Source organism: Gilliamella sp. W8136 (assembly GCF_016101285.1).
In the GTDB taxonomy this organism is placed as follows: domain Bacteria; phylum Pseudomonadota; class Gammaproteobacteria; order Enterobacterales; family Orbaceae; genus Gilliamella; species Gilliamella apicola_N.
The window spans coordinates 48,213-68,800 of sequence record NZ_JACFQU010000004.1 but is presented as its reverse complement, the minus strand read 5'-3'; the positions used below and the strand labels follow the sequence as shown (position 1 = coordinate 68,800).

Sequence of the window (20,588 nt, the reverse complement as noted above, 5' to 3'; positions counted from 1 at the left end):
TAGTAGTACACGTGTTTTACTTGAATAATGCCATGCAATATTATATTAACAACATAAAAAAACAACTTAAAGATCTTGCTTTATTGAAACATGAACGTGCTCTGAATGCTATGTCAGAAGAATTTCAACGTGTTTTTTCGTTTCTGCCGGCTCTTTTTCACTTTCATGATCCTAAACTTCCAGGCTATCTAAATGAAGATACGCCTATGGGTATTGCTTGTTATGAAATTTCTGAAACTGTTTCTACTCAATTACAAAATGATTTTAATTTCATTGCTCCATTAACAACTGTCAAATCTGACATTTCCGCCCTGTATTCAATGGGAAGTACATGTTCAATTGGACAATCAGTTGCATCAGATTTGGATATTTGGATTTGTATTGAAAATAATTTATCAGCAGATCGAAAGTCATCTTTACAAAAAAAATGTCGTTTAATTGAGCAATGGGCAAAAGAATTAGGGATTAAATTAACCTTATTTGTTGTAGATGTAGATCGCTTTATCAATAAACATCATGAATGTTTAATCGGTGAAAATTGTGGTTCGGCACAACATATATTATTGTTAGAGGAGTTTTATCGTTCGGCTAACTTATTGGCAGGTAAATTATTATTGTGGTTTGCAGTGCCTAGCGATTTAACTATCAATAACACCAAATATCCGACTTATGAAAAGTGTGTTCAAGCATTAATTGAACAGAATATTATCATACGTGATGAATGGATCGATTTTGGTTCATTAACTGGATTATCTGCAGAAGAATATTTTGGTGCTAGCTTATGGCAACTTTATAAAAGTATTGATTCGCCATTTAAAGCCGTATTGAAAACTTTATTACTCGAAGCTTATTCATGGATTTACCCTGAAAATAAACCAATCGCTTATGAGATGCGAAGTTACATTCAAAAGGCAGAAATTTATCAAGGTTGCTATTTAGATTCGTACTATATGCTTTTGCAAAGGTTAACTCATTACTTAGTTGAAATTGAAGATTTTGCACGATTAGAACTGATTAGAACGTGTTTTTATCTAAAAGTTAATGAACAATTATCTGTTCCAACTAGCTTGCCATCGTGGCGTCGAAAAGTTCTTGATGATTTAGTGAAACAATGGGGATGGAGTAAAGAGTTCATTGCTAAATTAGATGCCAGTAATACTTGGAAGATAGAACAAGTTCGTGAAATACACGAAATATTATTACAGACTATGATGACAGGTTATCGCAATTTACTAAATTTTGGTCGTCGTAATAATTTAGATTCACTAATTAGCCCACAAGACTTAGCGATATTAACACGTAAACTTTATGCTTCTTTTGAAGTATTGCCTGGTAAAATCACCACATTAAAACTCAATATTTCTAATAATTTACAAGAAGATACACTTACTTTTATTTATGTTAAAGAAGATAGAATAAATCGCTCGGGTTGGTATGTGTATAAACAAAAGCCAGTTTTAAATGACATTATTGGTCACCAATATATAGAATATAGTAAATATTTGGTTAAATTAGTTAGTTGGTGTTATTTTAATAATATGATTTATGACTCAACAGAGTTTTATTATCATAATGGTGAAGATCGGGATAAGACTAAAATAACCAAATTCATTCAAGATCTAAAAGCATATTTTCCTATTAATGTTCCAACCGCAACGGAAGAACAACTTTATGGACCCTGTGAGATACGTCACTTAGCCATCATTTTAAATCTCGAAAACGATCCTACATCTAATTTAAACTTAGAAGATGAATTTAATTCGAATGTATTAAATTATGGTGAAAATGAATTAAGCTTAGTTGGATCAATAGACTTACTATACCGTAATTCTTGGAATGAAATTCGTGTTTTACATTTTAATGGTAAATTATGTGTTCTTGAAGCTATTAAAGCGTTACTTAACCGAATGCATAAAGATGCTGATTTACCAAATTCAATGGAAATATTTTGTTACAGTCAATGTTTAAATAGCCAAATTAGACAACAAATAAAAAAGTTGATGGATGATTGCATTGAACTGCGATTAAGTTCTACGATAAATAATTTAACGCAAGTTAAACCTTTAAGAATTGATGGCGCATCTTGGTATCTATTTTTTGAACGACTTGGTGTCTCACTTCATCAATTTGAAAATACCATTGATTTTTACGGTGCAGTGTCTAATAATAAGGCTCAAGGAAGACCATTAAATATATTAGATGAAACAAATGAACTGCCTAAAGAAATAGACAGTGTAGCCTACCAAGGTGTAATTCAGTTCTTTTTCGAAGATACTGACATTGGGTTTGATCTCTATATTTTAAATGAACATAATCAAATAGAAATATATCGAAATTGTAACGGCAATAGAGAAAATATGGTCAAAGCAATTAATGATTTTTATGTTTTATCTGATGATAGATTTACTTTTACTACAAGTAGTTCTGTCAATTTCAATCTACCGCAATTTTATCAAATTACTTATAATAATGCTGGTGAACGAGAGATCTACTTATTGAATTAAAACTGATCTGTAAAGTTAAGTCATTTTATAAAAAGTTCAATAAAATTAATATTCTTTGTTGTAAAAAATGTTTTAAAGGTATTTTGATATGAAAAAAACTTATATTTCTATTAAAATAAATGGGAACTTTTTACGAATTTAACAATCTAACTGTTAGTAAGCACATTTTTGGGCCACAAGCAGTTATTAACATAGTGAGGGTTGGCCTTTAATGGGGGAGCAAATAACAGACCAAGTATTAGTTGATCGCGTATTAAATGGGGATAAAAATGCGTTCAATTTGCTTGTTGTTCGTTATCAAAATAAACTCGCTCATTTGGTTTCTCGCTACGTTTCAGCTTCTGAAGTTCCAGATGTTGTGCAAGAGACTTTTATTAAGGCTTACCGATCTTTAAGCCTATTTAAAGGTGAAAGTATATTTTATACATGGTTGTACAGAATAGCGGTTAATACAGCAAAAAATTATCTAATTTCTCAGGGACGTCGGCCTCCATCATCAGACATTGATGCAAGTGAAGCTGAAAGTTATGACGGTGCAGAATCTTTAAGAGATATTGATAATCCAGAAAGTTTAGCACTTTCAAAAGAAGTTGGAAAAGTGGTATTTGAAGCAATTGAAGCATTACCCGATGATTTAAAAACTGCCATTACATTGCGCGAAATTGATGGTTTAAGTTATGAAGAAATTGCCGAAATTATGAGTACACCTGTTGGTACAGTAAGATCACGTATTTTTAGAGCTCGTGATATTATTGATGAAAAGATTAAACCATTAATAACTGATTAAATCATTTAATTTAAAGTAGCTATAAAATTAAGGTATCTACTATGCAAACAGAACAGAAACAGCAACTTTCATCCCTTATGGATGGTGAGCTTAAAGATGATTATTTCATTGATGCTGTATCAAAAGATGAAGATTTACAGTCATGTTGGCATCGCTACCATGTTGTAAGATCCGCTATGCGTGGTGAGCTGCACAGTAGTACGTTAACTTTAGATATTTCAAAACAAGTTGCTCAGGCTATTGCTGATGAAAACTTATATTTTGAAATGGCAGATCAGCCAACCCCACATGAAGTCACTATACCAAAAGCTGAAAATCTATTTTGGGATCGAGTAAAAGATGCAGTGGCAAAAGTCAGTCAAGTTGGATTGGCGGCTTGTGTTACGTTAGCAATTATTGCTGGTGTTCAATATCAGCAAGGGCAATCAAATAATATAAATGGCGCTCCAACACTGAATACTTTACCGGTTGGAGTCAATGTTGCCCCTGTTGGTGGTATCCAACAACATAACGACCAACAATTACTCGAAAAAAGACAATATGATAAAATTAGATTGCTTGTACAGGATTATGAGTTACAAAAAAGACTAAATGCTCATTAATTTTTTATGAATTGTTTATTTTATTTAAATACATCTAAACTCAAACAGAGTATAAAATTTATCGTTACTCTGTTTTTGATGCTATTTACTTTATCTGCCTATCCGGAAAACAACGATAAAGCGCTACTATTGATGAATAGTATGCACAAAGCTGTTAAAACGAGTACTTACCAAATTCATTTGCTTTCTCAAGATAAAGATCAATACGTTACCACTTATGAATATTCTCATTTAGGATCAGAAAAGCAAAATGATATCAAAGCTCAATTGCTTTATCTTGAAGGCCCCGCAAAAGAAATTATTTTGAACAATGGTGTAACGAGTTATTTTCAACCAGATAGTGCCTCTTTTTCTATTACTAGTCCACGTATTACTGAAGCTTTTCCCGATGTGATTTATAATGATTTCAACCAATTGGTTGATGTTTATGATTTTATTTTATTAGGTAAAACCAGAACAGCTAATCGTAGTGCGCAATTAGTAAAAATGATTGCTAAAGACAAAGATCGTTATAGTTATATTATTTGGATTGATGATGAAAATTTTTTGCCTCTTCGAATTGACTTGCTTGATCAAAATGGTGAAATCATAAGTCAACAAAAAGTGGTTAATTTAGACGAAAAATTCGATCCAAAAGAGATTAAAGAATATATAGACAGTCGCAATTATCCTATCTTATTATCAATTGAAAAACAAAATGACATATTAGAAGTTTGGCGCTTAGCATGGTTACCTAGAGGATTTAAAGAAATTGCGGCCTATAATGTTAATTTTTATAATTCTGATATTGCCACTAAATTGTTTTCTGATGGTGTTTTTTCATTTACCGTTAATGTATCTTCGGAACAATCAAGCCAGCTAAATCAGCTTATTACGCAAGGTGATCGGACTATTTTTTCGACAAATATTAATAATAAAAATATCATTATTATTGGTAATCTACCTAAAGTTACTATTGAGCGTATTGCCCAAAATATTGTTGAGAAATAATCGCAAAACTTTCGATAACACTATGCTTCGCGGTTATTAATGTGTAAAATGTGCCTTTTCTATTTTTCGTGATTATCTAACCTGTTATTTTTGGTAATAACATTCCGGGTAATTAACAGTATATAACTAAAACATAAAATATAATTTATTGATATGAATAAAAATATCCGCAATTTTTCAATCATTGCTCATATTGACCATGGTAAATCAACGCTTTCAGATCGTATTATCCAAATTTGTGGAGGACTTTCTGATCGTGAAATGGAAGCGCAAGTTCTTGATTCAATGGATCTTGAACGTGAACGTGGTATTACAATTAAAGCGCAAAGTGTTACATTAGATTACCATGCAAATGATGGTCAAACATATCAGCTTAATTTTATCGATACACCTGGACATGTAGACTTTTCTTATGAAGTTTCTCGCTCACTTGCAGCATGTGAAGGCGCACTATTAGTTGTTGATGCAGGACAAGGCGTTGAAGCTCAAACCCTTGCAAATTGCTATACGGCTTTAGATATGAATTTAGAAGTTGTTCCCGTACTTAATAAAATTGATTTACCTGCGGCAGAACCTGAGCGTGTAGCTGAAGAAATTGAAGATATTGTCGGTATTGATGCAAGTAATGCGGTTCGCTGTTCTGCCAAAACAGGGGTAGGCGTGGCGGATGTATTGGAGCAATTAGTAAAAGATATTCCACCACCAGAGGGGGATTCAAATGCACCACTACAAGCACTTATTATTGACTCATGGTTTGATAACTATTTAGGGGTCGTATCTTTAATTCGTATCAAAAATGGCGAATTACACAAAGGCGATAAAATTAAAGTTATGAGTACCGGTATGACTTATAATGTTGACCGTCTTGGTATTTTTACGCCTAAACAAGTTGATAAAGATACTTTAAATTGTGGGGAAGTTGGCTGGGTGGTTTGTGCCATTAAAGATATTTTAGGTGCGCCAGTAGGGGATACTTTAACTTTAGCTAAAAGTCCAGCAGATAAACCATTACCTGGTTTTAAAAAGGTTAAACCGCAAGTTTATGCTGGTTTATTTCCAACAAGTTCTGATGATTATGAAGCTTTCCGTGATGCATTGGGCAAATTAAGTTTAAATGACGCATCACTATTTTATGAACCAGAAAATTCTGGCGCTTTAGGATTTGGTTTTCGATGTGGTTTCCTTGGGTTATTACATATGGAGATCATACAAGAGCGTTTGGAGCGCGAATATAATCTTGATCTTATTACCACAGCGCCAACAGTAGTTTATGAAGTTTTAACGACTTCAAATGAAATTATTTACGTTGATAGTCCTTCTAAACTTCCAGCGGTAAACAATATTCAAGAACTACGAGAACCAATTGCCGAATGTAATATATTGGTTCCACAAAACTATTTAGGTAATGTAATCACGTTATGTGTTGAGAAACGTGGTGTGCAAACTAATATGGTTTATCACGGTAATCAAGTTGCATTGACTTACGAAATTCCAATGACAGAAGTAGTTTTAGACTTTTTTGATAAATTAAAATCTACTTCTCGCGGTTACGCTTCATTGGATTATAGTTTTAAACGATTCCAAATTGCTGATATGGTGCGATTAGATGTATTAATTAATGGTGAACGTGTTGATGCATTAGCCTTAATTACTCACAGAGATAATGCACCTTATCGTGGACGAGAATTAGTGGAAAAAATGAAAGACCTCATTCCTCGTCAACAATTTGATATCGCTATTCAAGCCGCTATTGGTAATCATATTATTGCTCGTTCAACGGTTAAACAATTACGTAAAAACGTCTTAGCCAAATGCTATGGCGGTGATGTTAGCCGTAAAAAGAAACTTTTACAGAAGCAAAAAGAAGGTAAAAAACGTATGAAACAAGTTGGTAATGTTGAGTTACCACAAGAAGCGTTTTTAGCCATTTTACATGTGGGAAAAGATTAATCAGTTAAAGAGGTAAAAAATGGCTGGAACATTTGCCATCATATTAACAGTAGCGACATTGATTACTGCAATCTTCTGGTTTTTAGAAAAATTTAGGTGGAAACCAGCAAGACAACGAAAAGTAGAAGAGATTCGCAAGCAACATAATGGCGAAATAGATGGAAAAATACTTGCAGAAGTAGGTAAACCAAAAGCTTGGGTTGAAAGTATATCATCGTTCTTCCCTGTTTTATTTGTTGTATTTGTGATTCGTTCATTTTTATTTGAACCGTTTCAAATACCATCAGGTTCAATGATGCAAACTTTACTTATTGGTGACTTTATTGCAGTTCAAAAGTATTCTTATGGATTAAGAGATCCTATTACTAATACAGTATTAATTTCTACAGGCCACCCTAAACGAGGTGATGTCGCTGTATTTAAACATCCAAATAATCCTCAAATGGATTTGATTAAAAGGGTGGTTGGAATGCCAGGCGATAAAATAGTATATCTCGTTAAAGAGAAGAAAGTACTGATTTATCCTGCTTGTCAAACTAATGATGCAAATTGTGTGGGTGGGCAGAAATCTGAACCATTAGACTTACATTATACGCAACCTCAACCAAGCAATTGGAAAGAAGTGCATCAAGAGTTTAAAACAAGTCCGAATTTTTATACATTAGAGCAATGTGCAGATAAAGGTATTGTCAATTCTCAATCTGTTTTCTTACTTGATATGAATATACAACAAGAGACGTTAGGCGATAGACCTCATGAAATTTTAACCACTCTAGGTTCACATGAGGATCCTAATTATTTTTATCGCCAAAATGGACAACCAATTGCTACATGGATAGTACCTAAAGATCACTATTTTATGATGGGTGATAATCGAGATAATAGTGGTGACAGTCGTTATTTTGGCTTTGTACCTGAACAGAATTTTGTTGGTCGCGCAACAGCAATTTGGATCAGTTTTGAGAAACAACCAGATGAATGGCCAACAGGCATCCGATTTAGCCGTATTGGTGGTATACATTAATTGCAATGATAATGAAAAAGTTTAATCAAATACAACAATCAATTGGTTACCAATTTAATAATTTATCTTTATTAGAATTGGCACTGACTCATCGAAGTGCTAACAAATTGCATAATGAACGTTTAGAGTTTTTAGGTGATTCAATTTTAAGCTTTGTGATTGCTAATGAACTGTATGAACGTTTTGTCAAACAAGATGAGGGTGATTTGAGTCAAATGCGTGCAACACTTGTTTGTGGGCAAACACTGGCTGAAATGGGTAAAGAATTTAAATTAGGTGATTACCTTATTCTTGGTCAAGGCGAATTAAAAAGTGGCGGGTTTCGTCGTGACTCGATTATTTCTGATGCCGTTGAAGCTATTATTGGTGCTATTTATTTAGATAGCAATATCGAAACGGTACGACGCTTAATTTTGACGTGGTATCAAACTCGATTGAACCAAATTCAACCCGGTATTAAACAGAAAGATGCCAAAACACGCTTACAAGAATATCTGCAAGGCATCCATTGTGAGCGCCCATGTTATTTAATTCTTGAAGTAACAGGTGATAATCATGAGCAAGAATTCTTAATTCAATGCAAACTTGAGAATGATAGCCGTGAATATTTAGGGCGAGGTCTAAGCCGTCGCAAAGCCGAGCAAGCAGCTGCTCAAGAAGCACTTAATCAATTAGGTATAAAATGACAAAAACAACACAACATTGTGGATTTGTCGCCATAGTAGGTCGACCAAATGTAGGTAAATCAACATTATTAAATCAACTACTAGGCCAAAAAGTTTCTATAACATCGCGTAAAGCGCAAACAACACGTCACCGTATTGTTGGTATTGATACTCAAGATAATGATCAGGTTATTTATATTGATACTCCCGGCTTACACATCGAAGAAAAAAGAGCGATTAATCGTTTAATGAATCGTGCTGCAAGTAGCTCAATTGGTGATGTCGAATTAGTAATCTTTGTCGTTGAAGGTACACATTGGAATGATGACGATGAAATGGTTGCCAACAAGCTTAAAGATTGCAAATGCCCAGTATTGTTGGTAATTAATAAAATTGACAACGTTATCGACAAAACTCAATTATTACCGCATATTCAAGAAATTAGCCAAAAAGTTAATTTTCTTGATGTAGTGCCAATTAGCGCTGAAAAAGGTGATGGCGTTGATATTATCAGGAAAATTGTCAAAAAACATTTGCCAGAAGGCGAACATCATTTTCCTGAAGATTATATTACCGATCGATCTCAACGATTTATGGCTTCCGAAATTATTCGTGAAAAGTTAATGCGTTTTTTAGGTGATGAGTTGCCATACTCAGTCACTGTCGAAATTGAGCAATTCAAAGTTGATGAACGTAATGGAATGTATCGTATCAACGGCTTAATATTAGTTGAAAGAGATGGTCAAAAGAAAATGGTCATTGGCAACAAAGGTGAAAAAATCAAAAAAATTGGTATAGAAGCCCGCAAAGATATGCAATCATTTTTTGACAACAAAGTACATTTAGAGCTTTGGGTTAAAGTTAAAGCGGGTTGGGCCGATGATGAGCGCGCGTTGCGTAGCTTAGGTTATAGTGATGATTAATTACTGCATTTAATCTTAAAATTTGAAAGTCAGGTATCATAAGATACCTGATTTTTGATAAATTCATCTATTTAAAACTGAATTGAAATATCTTTAAATATTAAAAAATTCAATCCATTCAAATCCATATAACGGATAAATAACTTCAAAAAACCTAAAAAATATAATAATCTCCAAATTATCAAAATTTATTAATCAACTAATAAACTAACTTCATGAAGCATCAATAATACATCCAAATTTATAGCAAATAATCAATCCTAAATATAAGTTGTTTTGAATATTGCAATAAACAAATGAAAAGGAATGGTTATGATTTAATAGTGTGATGTATCCCTCATTTTATATTAGCAAGCAAATAATTCCATATTAATAGCATGATTATTCATATGTTTAAATAGAATGCTTAATTATCATAAAAAATAATAGCTAATTTAACAAAAAAGAGAGATATAAACTATGGATAAAATTTATTATGGGGTTGCTTATTATCGAGAATATTTACCAGAAGAAAGATTAGATAAAGACATTAAATTAATGTTAGATGCAGGAATAAACTATGTGCGTATCGCAGAAAGTACTTGGAGTACTTTTGAAAAACAAGAAGGAGTTTTTGATTTTAGTTCTATTCTTATAGTACTTGATAAGATGTATCAAAATAACATTGATGTAATTATTGGAACTCCTACTTATGCTATTCCAGCTTGGCTTGAAAAGAAATATCCAGAAGTTATGGCTATAACGCCAAATGGTCGTAATAAATATGGTCATCGTCAAAAAATGGATATTACTCATCCAGCTTATCTATTTTATGCCGAACGTCTTATAAGAAAACTAATGCAAGCCGTAGCTAATCATCCTGCCGTTATTGGATTCCAGATTGATAATGAAACTAAATATTATGATGTTTGTGGAGATAACATACAAATAGATTTCGTTAAGTATTTGAAAGAAAAATTTGCAGGTGATTTATTAAAATTAAATCATGAGTTTGGTTTAGATTATTGGAGCAATAGAATCGATGCATGGGAAGATTTTCCATCAACAGTTGGAACAATAAATGCTAGTTTAGGTGCTGAGTTTCAGAAATTTCAGCGTAAATTAGTAAAAAAATTTTTGCAATGGCAAGCTAATATTATTAATGAATATAAATCAGAAAAACAATTTTTGACTCATAATTTTGATTTTGAATGGAGAACATGGTCATATGGAATTCAATCTGAAGTAAATCATTTTGATACATCTGAAATTTTAGATATAACTGGTGTTGATGTTTACCATCCTAGTCAAGATCAGTTAACAGGTATTGAAATTGCATTTTCAGGAGATGTAGCTCGTAGCACCAAGAAAAAAAATTACCTTGTATTAGAAACACAAGCTCAAGCATTCAAAAACTGGACTCCTTATCCCGGTCAGTTACGTTTACAAGCGTATAGCCATATTGCTAGTGGTGCAAGCTTAATTGGTTATTGGCACTGGCATTCAATTCATAACTCATTTGAAACATATTGGAAAGGAATTTTAAGTCATGATTTACAGCCAAATCCAATCTATGAAGAAGCTTCTATTGTAGGTAATGAGTTAAAGATTTTATCAAAGCATTTACGTGAAATAAAAAAATATAACCGAGTAGCAATTATTGTAAGTAATGAGTGTTTAACAGCTATTGATTGGCATCCTTGGCATGGTCATCAATTTAATAGGGATTCATTACATCAATATAACGATATTTTTCGTGCTTATTACGATACCTTATATAAAATGAATATAGAGGTAGATATTCTTTCAATTGATGATGACTCTATATTTAATTACGATCTTCTAATAATCCCACTTCTTTATAGTGTTAGTGACCTTAAATTAGAGCAATTAAATAATTATGTTCTAAATGGCGGAAATGTAATTTATTCATTTAAATCTGGTTTTGCAAATGAAAATATGAAGGTGAGAACTGTTGTTCAACCTGGCATTATTTCAGAAGCTTGCGGGATTTCATATCAACTATTCGTTGAACCTAATAATGTAAGTTTGATATCTGACGAGATCGATCTGGCCAATTGTGATTGCAAGATAAATGATTGGATGGAGCTGATTGAGCCAGATGTTAATACAAAAATTTTAGCCAAGTATCAACATCCATATTGGGGAAAATATGCAGCAGTTACTAGTAATCGGTATGGGCGCGGTTCTGCCACTTATATAGGTTGCAATATAAGTACTTCTGTACTACAAAAAATTTATGAATATATTTTTAATGAGGAAAAATTGGCAGATCTTAAATGCCAGGATAGCTTTCCACTAATTATTAAAAATGGTATCAATTATAAAAAAGAAAAAATTAGATTTTACTTTAATTATTCTTCTAACCCTATAAATGTTTGTTTTACTGAAAAAAGCGGACTTAATTTATTAACCGGTTCAATTTTAAAATATAACGACAAATTTGTATTAAAAGATTGGGATTTAGCTATTATTTTGTTGGGAACTAATCATGAATAGTTTTATAAATAATTCTGATATCGATTCAGAAAAAATTAAATTCAAGGAAAGATTTTCTTTTGGTCTAGGCGATTATGGTACAAATTTAACTTATACTTTAATGGTAACCTTTTTGGCATATTTTTATACTGAGGTTGTCGGTGTTTCTGCCATTCTAGTCGGCTCTTTGATGTTTTTTGCTCGTGTTATAGATGGTATTTTATGTGTTTTTGTTGGTATAAAAATTGATAAAACAAATACTAAATATGGCAAGGCAAGGCCATGGGTTCTATTTACAGCTATTCCTTTTGGATTATCTGCATTTTTAATGTCAACAATTCCAGAAGCGAGTGATAATGTAAAAATATGGTATGTATGCATAACTTATTTATTAGCTAATATTTTATTTACTGCAAACAATATTGCTTATGGCTCATTACTTGCTCTTATTACAAGAAGTATTTATGAAAGAGGTGTGTTAAGTGTATTTAGAAATGGACTTTCTACGTTAGGATCTCTAACTGTTGGGGTTTTTACTCTCCCAATTGTTGGATATTTTGGCAATACTAAAGTGTCTTGGATAATTTTATTTGCTATCTTTGGGTTCTTTACTGCAATTTGTTTAATTATTACTGGATTAAATGTTAGAGAAAGAATTAAGCCAATCAAAGAAGATAATGATAGCAATATAAAATTGGATCAAGTGTTAAAAGCTATGCTAAAAAACAAATATTGGATTATGATATTTTTCTATTTGTTTATAACTTTTACCAGTTTAACTGCACTTTCAACTGTAAGTGTTTACTATTCAAAATATATTTTAGAAGATGTTTACTATATGTCTTACATAAGTATGGCTCAATATATTCCTAGTTTATTGACTTTACTTATCATTCCATATCTTCTTCGTCATTTTGGTAAAAGAAACCTTGCATTATTTGGGCTTATTGTTTGTTGCATTGCTTGTTTAATTCCATTAATTGATAAACAAAATGCGCTATATATTATTATATCTACAGTTGTTCGAAGTATTGGTTTTTGTGGAGTTGGTGCAACTATGTTTGCCTTTTTAGCAGATACTATCGATTATGGTGAATGGATCACTAAATTAAGAATCCAAGGGATTTTATTTAGTGCAGGAACATTAGGTCAGACATTAGGTATGGGGATGGGTACCGCTAGTATTGGTTGGATACTCGGCGCTTTCGGATTCATCAGTGGCGGTGATGTACAGCAAACAAATGAAGTTCTATCTGTGATTGAGTTTTTATTTATATACTTTCCTTTTATTCTCGCGTTAATTAATATCGCTATTTTGTGTTTTTATAAACTTGAATCAATCTATAGTGAAGTTGAACGGGATTTATCTAATGGTAAATTTAGAAGTGAGGAAATCTAATATTTATATACTTTAATAATTGATATCAAATTCTTAAACCCAAATATTTAAATAATTATTTGGGTTTAATATTTAATATGGGTAAATAATTAGTTTAGAGAATAAATTATTTATACATTCAATTAACGCTAACGATTGAACCTAAAATAAAAAGGAATATTTCAATATATTACTAACTAAATTTAGTAATCGTTATTTTATGATATTGTATTTTCAAAATTGTCAGTAAATTTATCTCTTTTAAATTAACTCTAATATTATTTATTTAGTTAGTTAATCCTAATGTCTTAAGTAATTTAAGGATATTCTCAAATAAATAAGTTTTACTTTTATAAAGGCTCCAAAAAGTTATAAATTAAATGGATTATAGACTAATCTAAAAATTTTATACCACATGAAAGTATAACGTTTTTAGTTTGCTAACATAAACAATAAGGTAAGTTTGATTACGTTATTTGATGAGTTCATTGTAATTATAAGTGATGATCCAAATGAAACGGAATTTAATGGGGACTATATTGATAAAATTATACTGGATATTTTAACACTTAATCTTAACGACTGTTTGAGGTAAGAATGCCAAACAAAGATGTTTGGCGGATGGCTGATATTTTTAAATAGTATAACTTTTACTAAACCTAATTTTTAATAGTTTTATGATTGCCCATAATAGGCATTTTTACCATGCTTACGATAATAGTGTTTATCCAATAATTCTTGTTGGATTTTAATACCGATATTCAGATTGCGAGTTGCTAATGCCATAGCAGCAATTTCTTCTAAAACAACCGCATTATGTACGGCATCATCAGCATTTTTCCCCCATCCAAAAGGACCATGCCCAGACACAAGCACACTAGGTATTGCCATAACATCAATATTGCGTTTATTAAACTCCTCAATTATGACTTTCCCCGTATTGAGTTCATAATTATTAGTTATTTCAGTTGGTGTTAATAAGCGAGTACAAGGAATATCACCATAAAAATAATCTGCATGAGTAGTTCCTAAAGCAGGAATATCTAAACCAGCTTGTGACCAAATTGTTGCATTACGGGAATGAGTGTGAATAACTCCGCCAATTTGTTCAAATGTTTTATAAAGTTCAATATGCGTTTGGGTATCGCTTGAAGGATTCAGCTTACCTTCAATTTTATTTCCATCAAGATCAATTATGACAATGTCTTGTGTTGTCAGTTCATCATAAGGAACGCCAGATGGCTTAATGGCAATGACACCATTATTTCTATCAATTTCTGATACATTTCCCCATGTAAAGGTTACAAGTTGATAATAAGGTAATAATAAATTTGCGGCTAAAACGCGTTCTTTTAATTGAGTAAACATACCAAGCATCCTGTTTAATAATGAATAGAAAAAACGATTGTTCATATAGGACAATACCAATCAGCATTGTCCTTAATGGATTAATTATTGTTCATCACCGATATGACACAATTTCTTACCTAACATCAGATTTTTTTCGATACGCTCAAGGGAAATATTTTTTGTCTCAGGCACGAAGAAAATAACAATGAAAATGAATAAAACATTCATGCCGGTATATAACCAAAATGTTTGTGCGACACCAATATTATTTAATAATGTAAGGAACGTTGCGCCAATAATCATATTTGAGATCCAGTTTGTGGCTGTAGAACAAGTTACACCAAAATCACGACTTTTAAGGGGTTGTATTTCAGAACATAAAATCCACACAACAGGTGCCGCACTCATTGCATAACCACCAATACACATAATCGCCATACCCACTGCTGCATAGGATGTGAGTGATGATGCATTACCATTTTCAATAAGTTGCAAGCAAATACCCAATATCAAAGTACCTAAAGCCATAATACCAAATCCAACTTTTAGAATTGGTTTTCGGCCCAGTTTATCAACCGTAAAAATCGCAATAAATGTTGCTAATACAAAGGTCAACCCGACAATTATTGTTGCAATCATTTGTTGTTGTGTGCTTTCAAAGCCTGCAAGGCTAAAAATTTTAGGTGCGTAATACATAATGATATTCATTCCGGTAAACTGTTGCATCGCTTGTAAAGCCATACCAAGATAAACTGTTCGGCGAACATTTTTGTTTGCCTTAAACAGTGTCCATCCTTCCTGTTTTTCTTTTAAACTGTCTTTAATATCATTAAACTCTTGCTTAATTTTTTCAGGGTCGCTACGGATCGACTTTAAAACCTGCTCAGTTTCATTTAATCGTCCTTTTGATGCCAACCATCTAGGACTATTAGGCAGAAAAATAACAACAATAAATAAAATAATTGCTGGTACAGAAATAATACCCAGCATCATTCGCCAATTACCCGTGTAACTAAAATAAGTATCAGATAAAAAAGCTACTAAAATACCAACTGTAACCAGAAGCTGATAAGCGGCAATCATTTTTCCTCGAATATTTTCTGGAGCCATTTCAGAAAGATAAAGTGGTGCGGTGTATGATGCGATGCCAACGGCAAAACCTAAAATAACTCGCCAAACTAGCAGGACTTCTACATTAGGCGCTAAAGCAGATCCAAAGCAACTTACAATAAAAAACAAGGCTCCCGCTAATAAACTATACTTTCTTCCTAAATAAAAAGATAACCACCCATTAGACAATGCTCCTAAAGCGGCACCCAACATCATAGAACTTACTACCCATTCTTGTAGTTGAGTCGTTAATTCAAATTGAATTGTGATGAATGGTAAAGCTCCTGCAATAACACCAATATCCAAACCAAACAATAATCCGGCCATTGCAGCAGAAAAGCCAATTAAGAAAGTCATCTTTTTGGCAGAATCTTTTGCTATTTCATTCGTCGCTAAAAGCGTATTTATACTCATGTTTTTTACCCTTTTATTCTGTAATTTTGGAAATAATTGGAAAAAAATATTTCCAATTATTAAATTAAAATGAAGTTATCAAGCATAAGGATTACAATACGCAATCTCATTCCAACGTAATTCATTTCTAAAATCATTAATTCGCGTGTCACCATCAATAACTAATAATTCAATATTGTGCAGTTGTGCATAAAGTCTAAAGTAGTCCATTGAAAGTGCTTGGGTATAAACTGAATGATGTGCAGCACCCGCTAAAATCCATGCTTCAGCAGATACATTAAGTGATGGTTTTGGTTTCCAAACTGCACAAGCTACAGGTAAATTGGGTAGTGTATAAGGCTGTTTAATTGTTTCGATCTCATTGGCGACTAATCTGAAACGATTACCGATATCGATCAAACTTGCATTTATGGCTAAACCTGGCTTTGATGGAAAAATAAGCCGTGCAGGATCAGCTTTATTGCCAATACCTAAATGTTGGATATCTAACAAAGGTTTTACACCATCATCTATAATTGATGGGCAAACTTCTAACATATGTGAACCGACAACTAATTCATTACCTTTAGTAAAATCATAGGTATAATCTTCCATAAATGCAGTACCACCAGTAAGACCTTTAGCCATTAATTTCATAGTGCTAAGTAAGGCTGCGGTTTTCCAATCCCCTTCACCAGCAAAGCCATAACCTTTAGCCATTAATCGCTGAACGGCAAGTCCGGGTAATTGCTTCATACCATATAAGTCTTCAAACGTTGTAGTAAATCCAGAATAGTTGCCTTGTTTTAAGAATTGCTCAATTCCTAATTCAATTCTCGCTGCATCAATTAGATTTTGTCTTTTTTCACCATTAATTTGTGCAACAGGAGTAAGTTGATAAAGTGTTTCGTATTCATCAATTAATTGATTGATTTGGCTGTCATTAATTGAATTAATGACTGACACTAAATCGCCAACTGCATGGGTATTGACCGAATAACCAAATTTAATTTGTGCAGAAACTTTATTACCTTCTGTTACCGCAACTTCCCGCATATTGTCGCCAAATCTAACAATTTTCATGGTTTTTTCTGCATTAATTGCAACGCAAACTCTCATCCATCGTGCAATTTGATCATGCACATCTTTATCTTTCCAATAACCCGTTACCAGAGAATGAGGTTGGCGCATACGAGAACCAATAAAACCAAATTCGCGTCCACCGTGCGCAGTTTGATTGAGATTCATAAAATCCATATCCATTGAATCCCAAGGAACGACTTCATTAAATTGAGTATGAAGCTGTAAAAGAGGTTTTTGTAAATGATTTAATCCATTAATCCACATTTTAGCGGGTGAAAACGTATGTAACCACGTTATTAATCCAACACATTTTGAAGAATAGTTTACGTCCTGACAAAGGTTGTATATATCGTCAGGTTTTGTCGCAAGTGGTTTAAGAATAATCTTTACTGGTAAATTTGCTTCTTTATTAAAATAATCCGTTACCTGTTGGATATTCTTTTTTATTTGTTCAAGTGCTTCTGGTCCATAAAGGTGTTGACTACCAGCAACAAACCAAATTTCAGCTTCTTCATAAACAAACATAATGGACTCCTTTAGAATTTATTCACATTGTTGGTAAAACTAAGCGTTATAGTTAGGTTCACTCGATGCAGACCAAACTAAATACTTTTCATATAATTCCTGATATTTTTCTACCCTATTCTCATTAGGGGTAAATGTGGTTTCGAGCTGACTGGACATCCTATTTTGAGCACTTGGGATATCTGTATAAACATTGGCTGATACGGCGGCAAATATTGCAGCGCCTAATGCACAACATTGTTCTGAACTCACCACAGTTAGTGGTCTATTCATTACATCAGCACAAGTTTGCATAATGATGGGTGACTTTTTAGCTATTCCCCCTAATGCTACAATGTCATTAACTGGCACATGTTGATTAATAAAACATTCCATAATGGCTCTTGCACCGAAAGCAGTTGATAAAATCAAACTACCAAATAAGGTGGCTGCATCAGTTGAAATAGTTAAATTAGTAATAACACCTTTAATTCGTTGATTAGCGTAAGGGGTTCTTCGACCATTGAACCAATCAAGAGTGATTGGGATAGTATCTAAATTTGGATTTTCGTCCCAAGCTTGTGCAATATCGCTTAGAAGATTATGTTTTAAAGTTTGTACAGTCGATTGTAATTCTGGGGAAGTTGAAATTAATTTTTCTAATGGCCAACACACGAGTTTTTGAAACCATGCATATATATCGCCAAAAGCGGATTGACCAGCTTCAAGACCAATAAAATTGGGCATTACACTACCATCAACTTGGCCACAAATACCCTTAATTGAACGATTAGCAATAACAGTTTGCTCAGCTAATAAAATATCGCAGGTCGAAGTACCAATTACTTTCACTAACGTATAAGGTTTTGCACCCGCACCAACGGCACCCATATGACAATCAAATGCACCACCTGCAATAACGACTGTTGGTGGTAATCCTAATTTTTCAGCCCATTCTTGGGTAAGAATTCCAACTTTATTGTCAGCAGTATAAGTTTTTTCAAATAAAGGATAAGGTAAAGCAGTGACTAAAAGTGGATCGATTTTTTCAAAAAATTCATAAGGAGGAAGGCCATTCCATTCTTCGCTCCAAAAACACTTATGACCAGCAGCACACCTACCACGCTTTATCTCATTCGGTGCGGTCGTTCCTGATAATAAAGCAGGTACCCAATCACAAAGTTCAATCCAAGATGCGGAAGCATTTTTTACACCACTATCTTGGCGAAAAATATGCAAAATTTTTGCCCAGAACCATTCCGAAGAATATACTCCACCGCAATATTCTAAATATTTAGCATAAGGTTCATTTTTGCAAACGTTATTAATCTCTTCCGCTTCATTTACTGAAGTATGGTCTTTCCATAAAATAAACATCGCGTTAGGATTATCCATAAACTCTGGTTTTAAAGCTAAAACATCCCCATTTTCATCAATAGGGGCAGGCGTAGAGCCAGTTGAATCAACACCAATTGCAACCACATTTTGTGCATCTGATTTAAGTTGTTTTACAACCGATTGTATTGATTGAGTCATTGACTCAATATAATCAAGAGGATGATGTCTAAATTGATTTTTTTTAGGATCACAAAACTGACCTTTAGCCCAACGTGGGTAATAAACGACTTCTGTAGCTAATTCTTTTCCATTCTGGCAATCGACAGCTAATGCTCTGACAGAATCGCTACCAAAATCTAATCCAATGGTTATTTTTTTATTCATCCGCTAACACCTCTAAGAAAAATCAAATGGAGTTTTTAGGAGAATAATTAATTTCGGATAGAACAAGTAGGTGTGTTATTGCTATAAATATAGACGATTTTGCACACCTAATTTGTTTTGTGATGAAGATCTCACAATTGTCACTACTCAAAAAAATTTTTTATGTGAAAATAAAAAAATCTCGAAAAGTAGGAGATGACATATGACAAATCAACAACAAAATGACCCTTTATTACCGGGTTATTCATTTAATGTCCATCTGGTTTCTGGACTAACACCGATTGAAAAAGAAGGAAAATTTGATTTCTTTATTGACCGCCCTAATGGACTAAATGGCTACATTATTAATCTTACTTATGCAGGGCAAGGAACGATTTATCGTAACGATGAATCATTTAACTGTTATCCGGGAGATTTTGTACTTTTTCCACCAAAAGAACCTCATTTATATGGGCGAAAAGAAGATGAAAACAATTGGTTTCATTTTTGGATCTATTTCAGACCAAAATCAACCTGGAAATTTTTATTAACTTGGGAGAATCGAATAAAAAAGACTGGCTTTTATCGTCCTAATACGCAAGTCAAAGATGAGTTCGAAAAATTATTTATTAAAATCGTCGAGGTAGGGCAATCAAGTACAATTTATTCTGAAAATTTAGCAATGAGTATGTTAGAGCAATTTTTAATACGTCGTGCACAAGAAACATCAAGCACTAACCATCCTAAAATTGATACACGAGTACTGCAAGCTTGCAACTATTTAATTGATACACTGGATGAAAACAACTTTAAGCTCGACATTGTTGCCCAAAAAGTTTGTTTGTCGACATCTCGAATTGCTCATATTTTTAAAGATCAGATTGGTATGTCGATTGGTGAATGGCGACAAGAGCAACGCGTAAATCGTGCTAAACTATTATTGCAAACCACTAACCTGAATATTGCCGATATTAGTCGAACAATTGGATTTGATGATCAGCTTTATTTTTCGAGAATTTTCAAAAAAAGAATTGGACTAAGCCCTCAAAAATATCGTCATAGTACTCAAGAGCAAAATGAACGAAAAATCCAACGTGTTAATTCGCTTTATCTATATGATAAATAAAATAGCTGAATTGCTAAAAA

15 protein-coding genes are annotated in these 20,588 nt (G+C 32.9%); 11 read left to right on the top strand and 4 right to left on the bottom strand.

Annotated features, from left to right (window positions below):
* Nucleotides 1-11: 11 nt before the first annotated feature.
* From H3T96_RS03275 to H3T96_RS03230, 10 genes are all read left to right on the top strand, one after another.
* Nucleotides 12-2,504: a class I adenylate cyclase gene (locus tag H3T96_RS03275; protein WP_143422867.1), complete on the top strand. Its 2,493-nt coding sequence runs from the start codon at nucleotides 12-14 to the stop codon at nucleotides 2,502-2,504.
* 211 nt (nucleotides 2,505-2,715) lie between these two features.
* A complete protein-coding gene (gene rpoE / locus H3T96_RS03270) occupies nucleotides 2,716-3,291 on the top strand; it encodes an RNA polymerase sigma factor RpoE (RefSeq protein ID WP_086309220.1) in 576 nt (191 codons plus the stop codon).
* Between the two features lie 41 nt (nucleotides 3,292-3,332).
* Nucleotides 3,333-3,893, top strand: coding sequence for an RseA family anti-sigma factor (locus tag H3T96_RS03265; RefSeq protein WP_086326228.1), 561 nt, complete (start codon nucleotides 3,333-3,335; stop codon nucleotides 3,891-3,893).
* A 141-nt stretch (nucleotides 3,894-4,034) separates the two neighbouring features.
* Nucleotides 4,035-4,883 carry a MucB/RseB C-terminal domain-containing protein gene (locus tag H3T96_RS03260; RefSeq protein WP_172398386.1) on the top strand — a complete coding sequence of 283 codons (849 nt, stop codon included), beginning with the start codon at nucleotides 4,035-4,037 and terminating at the stop codon, nucleotides 4,881-4,883.
* A gap of 153 nt (nucleotides 4,884-5,036) precedes the next feature.
* Nucleotides 5,037-6,833, top strand: a complete 1,797-nt coding sequence (gene lepA / locus H3T96_RS03255; protein WP_065738724.1) for a translation elongation factor 4 — start codon at nucleotides 5,037-5,039, stop codon at nucleotides 6,831-6,833.
* 19 nt (nucleotides 6,834-6,852) lie between these two features.
* Entirely contained in the window at nucleotides 6,853-7,857 is a 1,005-nt protein-coding gene (gene lepB / locus H3T96_RS03250) for a signal peptidase I (RefSeq protein WP_144091558.1), read from the top strand.
* Nucleotides 7,858-7,865: 8 nt separating this feature from the next.
* Nucleotides 7,866-8,543 (top strand): ribonuclease III, encoded by a 678-nt coding sequence (gene rnc / locus H3T96_RS03245; protein ID WP_370528571.1) that lies wholly within the window; start codon nucleotides 7,866-7,868, stop codon nucleotides 8,541-8,543.
* Nucleotides 8,540-9,445, top strand: coding sequence for a GTPase Era (gene era, locus H3T96_RS03240; RefSeq protein ID WP_065738727.1), 906 nt, complete (start codon nucleotides 8,540-8,542; stop codon nucleotides 9,443-9,445). The genes rnc and era overlap by 4 nt, the downstream gene beginning before the upstream one ends.
* Nucleotides 9,446-9,904: 459 nt before the next feature.
* Nucleotides 9,905-11,944 carry a beta-galactosidase gene (locus tag H3T96_RS03235; RefSeq protein WP_144091559.1) on the top strand — a complete coding sequence of 680 codons (2,040 nt, stop codon included), beginning with the start codon at nucleotides 9,905-9,907 and terminating at the stop codon, nucleotides 11,942-11,944.
* Nucleotides 11,937-13,322 (top strand): MFS transporter, encoded by a 1,386-nt coding sequence (locus tag H3T96_RS03230; protein ID WP_186279218.1) that lies wholly within the window; start codon nucleotides 11,937-11,939, stop codon nucleotides 13,320-13,322. Before H3T96_RS03235 ends, H3T96_RS03230 begins: the two co-directional genes overlap by 8 nt.
* A 654-nt stretch (nucleotides 13,323-13,976) precedes the next feature.
* Here the strand turns inward: H3T96_RS03230 and H3T96_RS03225 are convergent.
* The 4 genes from H3T96_RS03225 to H3T96_RS03210 form a co-directional block, all read right to left on the bottom strand.
* Nucleotides 13,977-14,669, bottom strand: coding sequence for an L-ribulose-5-phosphate 4-epimerase (locus tag H3T96_RS03225; RefSeq protein ID WP_144091561.1), 693 nt, complete (start codon nucleotides 14,667-14,669; stop codon nucleotides 13,977-13,979).
* Between the two features lie 84 nt (nucleotides 14,670-14,753).
* Nucleotides 14,754-16,118, bottom strand: a complete 1,365-nt coding sequence (locus H3T96_RS03220) for a sugar porter family MFS transporter (RefSeq protein WP_232356411.1) — start codon at nucleotides 16,116-16,118, stop codon at nucleotides 14,754-14,756.
* A 135-nt stretch (nucleotides 16,119-16,253) separates the two neighbouring features.
* Nucleotides 16,254-17,762 carry an L-arabinose isomerase gene (araA, locus tag H3T96_RS03215; RefSeq protein ID WP_144091563.1) on the bottom strand — a complete coding sequence of 503 codons (1,509 nt, stop codon included), beginning with the start codon at nucleotides 17,760-17,762 and terminating at the stop codon, nucleotides 16,254-16,256.
* Nucleotides 17,763-17,801: 39 nt separating this feature from the next.
* Nucleotides 17,802-19,463: a ribulokinase gene (locus H3T96_RS03210; protein WP_144091564.1), complete on the bottom strand. Its 1,662-nt coding sequence runs from the start codon at nucleotides 19,461-19,463 to the stop codon at nucleotides 17,802-17,804.
* Nucleotides 19,464-19,665: 202 nt separating this feature from the next.
* Here H3T96_RS03210 and araC point away from each other — a divergent pair, with 202 nt between their 5' ends.
* Entirely contained in the window at nucleotides 19,666-20,568 is a 903-nt protein-coding gene (gene araC, locus H3T96_RS03205; protein ID WP_144091565.1) for an arabinose operon transcriptional regulator AraC, read from the top strand.
* Nucleotides 20,569-20,588: the final 20 nt, after the last annotated feature.

Bases quoted from the DNA above. Each gene is read 5' to 3' on its own strand.
- H3T96_RS03225 (WP_144091561.1), bottom strand. From the start codon at position 14,669: ATGTTTACTCAATTAAAAGAACGCGTTTTAGCCGCAAATTTATTATTA.
- araC (WP_144091565.1), top strand. From the start codon at position 19,666: ATGACAAATCAACAACAAAATGACCCTTTATTACCGGGTTATTCATTT.
- lepA (WP_065738724.1), top strand. From the start codon at position 5,037: ATGAATAAAAATATCCGCAATTTTTCAATCATTGCTCATATTGACCAT.
- H3T96_RS03210 (WP_144091564.1), bottom strand. From the start codon at position 19,463: ATGAATAAAAAAATAACCATTGGATTAGATTTTGGTAGCGATTCTGTC.
- araA (WP_144091563.1), bottom strand. From the start codon at position 17,762: ATGTTTGTTTATGAAGAAGCTGAAATTTGGTTTGTTGCTGGTAGTCAA.
- era (WP_065738727.1), top strand. From the start codon at position 8,540: ATGACAAAAACAACACAACATTGTGGATTTGTCGCCATAGTAGGTCGA.
- rpoE (WP_086309220.1), top strand. From the start codon at position 2,716: ATGGGGGAGCAAATAACAGACCAAGTATTAGTTGATCGCGTATTAAAT.
- H3T96_RS03260 (WP_172398386.1), top strand. From the start codon at position 4,035: ATGCACAAAGCTGTTAAAACGAGTACTTACCAAATTCATTTGCTTTCT.
- H3T96_RS03235 (WP_144091559.1), top strand. From the start codon at position 9,905: ATGGATAAAATTTATTATGGGGTTGCTTATTATCGAGAATATTTACCA.
- lepB (WP_144091558.1), top strand. From the start codon at position 6,853: ATGGCTGGAACATTTGCCATCATATTAACAGTAGCGACATTGATTACT.
- H3T96_RS03265 (WP_086326228.1), top strand. From the start codon at position 3,333: ATGCAAACAGAACAGAAACAGCAACTTTCATCCCTTATGGATGGTGAG.
- H3T96_RS03230 (WP_186279218.1), top strand. From the start codon at position 11,937: ATGAATAGTTTTATAAATAATTCTGATATCGATTCAGAAAAAATTAAA.
- H3T96_RS03220 (WP_232356411.1), bottom strand. From the start codon at position 16,118: ATGACTTTCTTAATTGGCTTTTCTGCTGCAATGGCCGGATTATTGTTT.